The 5,271-nt window shown below is 30.1% G+C and carries 4 protein-coding genes and 2 pseudogenes; 1 reads left to right on the plus strand and 5 read right to left on the minus strand.

Annotated elements, in window-relative coordinates:
• The 4 genes from SULYE_RS05550 to hemN all read right to left on the minus strand — a co-directional run.
• A partial coding sequence (locus tag SULYE_RS05550; protein ID WP_007547375.1) for a 3-deoxy-D-manno-octulosonic acid transferase occupies positions 1 to 666 on the minus strand: 666 nt, incomplete at its 3' end.
• Between the two features lie 246 nt (positions 667 to 912).
• Positions 913 to 1,644 carry an ABC transporter permease gene (locus SULYE_RS05555; protein ID WP_007547377.1) on the minus strand — a complete coding sequence of 244 codons (732 nt, stop codon included), beginning with the start codon at positions 1,642 to 1,644 and terminating at the stop codon, positions 913 to 915.
• Positions 1,645 to 1,656: 12 nt separating this feature from the next.
• Positions 1,657 to 2,478, minus strand: coding sequence for an ATP-binding protein (locus tag SULYE_RS05560; RefSeq protein ID WP_007547379.1), 822 nt, complete (start codon positions 2,476 to 2,478; stop codon positions 1,657 to 1,659).
• Complete coding sequence (gene hemN, locus SULYE_RS05565; RefSeq protein WP_007547380.1) at positions 2,475 to 3,863, minus strand: oxygen-independent coproporphyrinogen III oxidase; 1,389 nt, start codon at positions 3,861 to 3,863, stop codon at positions 2,475 to 2,477. Before hemN ends, SULYE_RS05560 begins: the two co-directional genes overlap by 4 nt.
• Positions 3,864 to 4,585: 722 nt before the next feature.
• On the opposite strand from hemN, the pseudogene SULYE_RS08745 reads away from it, so the two are divergent.
• Positions 4,586 to 5,019, plus strand: a pseudogene (locus tag SULYE_RS08745) (IS110 family transposase); the annotation flags it as partial.
• On the opposite strand, the pseudogene SULYE_RS08825 reads toward SULYE_RS08745, so the two are convergent.
• Positions 5,017 to 5,271 (minus strand): annotated as a pseudogene (locus tag SULYE_RS08825) (IS256 family transposase); the annotation flags it as partial. The pseudogenes SULYE_RS08745 and SULYE_RS08825 sit on opposite strands and share 3 nt — an antisense overlap.

The following is a 5,271-nucleotide window of genomic DNA, read 5'->3' on the forward strand; positions in this document are numbered from 1 at the left end:
AATGATTTTTTTTGATTTTTCTAAGTTTACTTCTTTATGCCTTACTTCTGATAACAATTTTAAATTTCCGCAGATATTTATTTTAGAAGGATTTACAAACTGAGATAAAAATTCCTTATCTTTTTTTGTTCTAACAATAATTTTAGAGAAGCTATTTAAAATAGGCTTAAAGTAAAATCTAAATCTTGTAATATTTCTCTTTGATTTTTCTGAAATGCTTGTGTTTATTGAAATTACCGGAATGTATTTACAAGAAGTTGTAATTAAATTAAACCAAAATTCAGCCTCTTGGATGATTAAAATCTTTGGCTTGTAGTTTTTTATAAATTTTTTTATTAAGAAAGATAAATCAAATGGAAGATATGTAATTTTTATGCCGTTTAGATTTTTGACAGCAAAATCGTAAGCTCTGACTGAAAAGATTGTTATCAATAATTCATAGTCCTGGTAAGTTTTTAGATAGTTTATTACTGGTAGTGCTGTTTTTATCTCTCCAACACTTGCACAGTGTATCCAAATTGTAGGCTTTTGTGTATTTATTTTTTTTAGTAAAAATCTCTCTTTAAGATGAAAATCGTATCCTTTCTTTTTGAAGTATAAGTATAAAACAGGTAAGATAATTATTAAAGCTAATGCGTACAAAAGGCTGTAAATCAGTTTAAACATCTCAAACCTTCAGAGTATATTATTAACAAAATATAAAATGCACATCGGGTGAGAAATTGGGTAAAATTAGGAGATTCTTCGCTTCGCTCAGAATGACAAGTAATGTTGCCTTTTATTTGATGTCTATCAATCAATCTTTGGCTGTCATCCTGAGGACGAAGTCCGAAGGATCTAATCTTTAAATTTTACAAAAACCACTAACCTCTCACCCAAGGCGTGTATATTAATAACAAAATAATATATTAATCACAATGACCATAGTATCTTTTTATAAGACAAATTTGTTGCAAAATAGGAAGTAAAAACTGCAACGCTTAGCATACTATACATAATTACAAGCTGGAAAAATACAGCCTGCAATGGGTCGGCTCCGGCTAATACAATACCTGCTGTAATGCCCGGTATCCATATGATGCCAAGAGTTTTAAGGTTGTTTAAGATAGGTATCATTGCTGCTTTGATAGAGTTTCTAATCTGAATTTTTTCTGCTTCTTTTAAAGATGCACCAACAGCAAGAAAAGCTTCTATCAAACCTATATTATTTTTAACATCGTTTCTAAATCTTTCTATTGTTTGAGTGTAAGCATTTAAGGCATTGCCAATAATCATTCCACCGATTGGAACAATCTCATTAGCTTTTAACTGTAAAACTCCAAGCAAAACTAAGATTCCTATAATTATAAATGAAGACAGAAATATTGATAAAAACGCAATTTTATAACCATCGTAAATTTTAACTGCTCTTTGTGCTGTAAAGGTTGCAAACAATATCATAAAAAATAATATTAAAGTCAGCTCAAACGGGTTAGATAGCTTTAGGATGTATATTAAAGCATAGCCAAGTATCAAAAGCTGAAAAAAGGCTCTAATGCTGCTAATTAATACATCTTTTTCTAACCCTATCTTCTCTTTGTAGATTATGTACATTGAAATCAGTACAAGAGCATAAGAGAGAAAAAATTTATACTCAATATTCAATCTACAAACTCCTTACAGGCTCTTTATAAAGTTTAATGCTGTTCTTCCGTTGTAAGTCCCATATTCTGCTGCATAGGCTAATGCTTTTTCTATTAGCAATCTTTCATCTATGTTAATGTTGTAAATAGCGGCATAATGTTTAACTATTTTGATAAAATTTTCTTTGTCAAATCTAAAAAATCCGAGTCTTAAACCAAACCTATCTACTAGAGATAGTTTTTCTTCTAATATATCTGACTGTCTAGTGTACTGACTATCTTCTCTATCTGAAAATTTGATAGGAATTAGATTTTTCTTATTCGAAGTGACGTAAAATAGCATGTTTTCTGGAATTTCAAAAAGTCCACCGTCAAGAATTGTTTTAAACTTTTTAAAGTCTTTCTCATCGCTTTCAAAAGAAAGGTCATCTATAAATAGAATAAAGTAAGCATCTTGATTTTTTATTACAGGATAAAGTTTAAATACGCTTAAAATATCTTCTTTTAAAACTTGGATGATTTTTAAGCCTTTATCGGCAAACATTGGAAGCATAGCCTTTACTAAGGAAGATTTTCCTGTGCCTCTTTCTCCCCATAGTAATACGTTATTCGCTGGCAGTCCTTTTATAAACTTTTCTGTATTTTTAATTATCTCTTGTTTTTGATAATCTATGCCTATTAGATTATCTATATTAACTTTTGCATAATCTTTAACTGGCTGTAGAGCTGAGTTATAAAATAAAAACGCTGAGTATTCTTTTAATAAAGAGTCTTCAATAAACGGCTGTTTGATGTAAGCAGACAGTATAAGGTCAAGCTTTTTTAGTATATCGTTAAGTATCTGCTGTTTACTCATATAGCCTTTGAAAATCTTCTTTCTTTTTTGTTTCTTAAATATACATCAAAAGTAGATGCGATATTTCTGATTAGAAGTCTTCCAATAGGTAACACGTCTATTCTATCTGGATATAGTGTTAACAGTCCGTCTTCCTCCATTTCTTTTAAGCTTTCTAATTCTTGTTTAAAATACTCATCAAATTTTATGTTGAATTTTTCTTCTATTTCTGATTTTATCAGTCTGAAATGACACATAAGCTTCATTATAACTTCTCTTCTAATAATATCATCTTGAGTTAGATATACACCTCTTTCTATCGGCAGCTGACCGTTTTCTACTGGCTCGTAATAATCTCTTAAAACTTTGTAGTTTTGAACGTAAGCGTCATAAAGCATGCTTATAGAGGTAGCTCCAAATCCAAAAAGCTCAGCTTCTGCCTTTGTTGTGTATCCCTGGAAGTTTCTATGAAGTGTTCTTTCTCTTTGTGCTATTGCCAACTCATCATTTGGCTTTGCAAAGTGGTCCATACCGATGAACACATATCCTGCCTTTGTAAGCTTTTCTATTGTCATTTGGAGAATTTTTAGTTTTTCCTCCGGTGGTGGAAGAGTTTTTTCATCTATATTTCTTTGCAGTCTTTTAAGCCATGGAACGTATGCAAAGTTAAAAACTGCGATCCTATCCGGGTTTAATTTGATGGTTTTATCTATTGTATCTGAAAAAGTTTCAAGTGTTTGATAAGGTAGTCCATAGATTAAATCTATGTTTACACTTTCAAAGCCCGCTTCTCTAAACCATTTCATAACGTTAAAAATCATCTCCTCCGGCTGGATTCTGTTTACCGCTTCTTGTACTTTTGGATTAAAGTCTTGGATTCCAAAGCTTGCTCTGTTAAAACCTACTTTTCTTAGCAGAAAAATTCTATCCCTATCAACATGTCTTGGGTCTATTTCTATTGATATCTCTGCTTTTTCATCTATTTGAAATCTTTTTTTAATCTCATCAAAAAGTTCTACTGTCTCTTCATCTGAAAGATAGTTTGGAGTACCACCACCCCAATGAAGCTGAACAACATTTCTATTGTTAACATCTATAAGAGTTTTGTATAAGTCCATCTCTTTATAAAGATGGTCTAAATAAGGCTTAACTACTTCTTTTCTTCTTGTGATTATTACATTACAACCACAAAAATGACAAGCATTTTCACAAAATGGAATATGGAAATATAGAGATAACGGTGTTTTTCTTTCATTAGATTGAATTATTTTCTTTACATACTCAGCTTTATCTATATCCGGTGTAAATTCTGTAGCCGGTGGATAACTGGTATATCTTGGCGCTGGCTTGTCGTATTTCTTTATCATATTGATATCAAACTCTACTTTTTGAGATAAAAATTCCATATTCATCACTCCTTTTTTATGCTAATCATTAAACATATTATAATTTAAATTACTTCTTGTCAAATTTTTATGATGGATGTTAAAGATTAAGACATGAGAGGTGAAGAGCTGAATTTTATGTATGTAATTAGAAATATGTTGTGCGAGAGAATTTAAAAAATGAAATTCGTTGCATGCTTAGATATTACTGTAAAAGTATAGGTTACTTTCTAGATTTTAATAAAAATTTTAAAGCATTCTTCAATTTTCGATGAGAGTGCGGAAAAAATTTTTAAGCTTTGACATAATATCATTTTGCATTTGTTATAAAAGCTTATTGAGTTTAGAGGTTAAAACTGATGCTAAAATTGTATAATCTAATCGTTATCTTATTTTTTCAATTTTGATTGCCCTTGCTTTTTTAATTAGTCTGTTTAATAATAAGAGTGTTCCAAAATTTTTGTAAATTTGTCTTTCCGTCATCGTATATTAAATATACCAAAATTTTTTAAACATTAAAAGAATAAGTTTTATAATAATTACAGACATGGAAGAAAAAAAGAAGGACAGATCAAGTCTTTGTCATTGGTCTTTTAAGACCGCTGTAGAATGTTTTAGACTGTCCTTCCTAAAACTTCCTAAAATCTGAATCAGAACATTAGGCTTTTAAGCCTGTATTGACTGCGATGATAGGTTATCAGGAAGTTTCTCTCATGTCAAGTATTTTATGAAAGGAGGTATTCATCATAGGAGTAGATGTATCTAAAAACTCATTCACTGCTACAGTTTTGTATGGTAACAAGAAAGAAACTTTTGAAGTTAAATCAGACCCGGTTGAGTTTGAAATGAAAATAAAGCCTTATCTTAAAAAGTTTAAGCAGTCAGATATGCTTATCTTAATGGAGTAAACTTGCTAATTATCTGTATGAAAATGACTATAAAGTAGCAGCGATAAATCCATTTTCAATAAAGAAGTTTATGGAAGCTAAAATGACAAGAGTCAAAATAGATAAGACTGATTCATACTTTATTGCAGAGTACGGAAGAATGTTTTTCGATGGAGAGCTTTATAAACCAAAACCAGATGCAGAAAAAGAAATAGAAGTAAAACTAAAGATATTAGAAGACCTGTAAGCATCAGCTTACAAAGCTAAGAAATCAAAGAGGAGACTTGTCAATAATTTTGTGTCTGGATTGAAAACTTTTTATTAAACAATTGTAAAGTTTCATAAGAAGCTCCTTTAAAAACAGGTATAGGTTTTTCCATTTTCCATTCTTTAAATTATCTCTCTTTATTAGATTGAATATGCTTTATGAAGTTTGGATATTTAGATTTAAATCTATTACATAAATCATCTAATTTTTCTAATCCATCTTCATAATCTAAGCTGTTTTCTTTTATGTTTTTCAGTTCTTTGTTAAATGTTTG

Source organism: Sulfurihydrogenibium yellowstonense SS-5 (assembly GCF_000173615.1).
Lineage (GTDB): Bacteria > Aquificota > Aquificia > Aquificales > Hydrogenothermaceae > Sulfurihydrogenibium > Sulfurihydrogenibium yellowstonense.

What these genes read in the sequence shown, in the direction of transcription:
- SULYE_RS05560 (WP_007547379.1), bottom strand. Translation starts at nt 2,478, where the DNA reads ATGAGTAAACAGCAGATACTTAACGATATACTAAAAAAGCTTGACCTT.
- hemN (WP_007547380.1), bottom strand. Translation starts at nt 3,863, where the DNA reads ATGGAATTTTTATCTCAAAAAGTAGAGTTTGATATCAATATGATAAAG.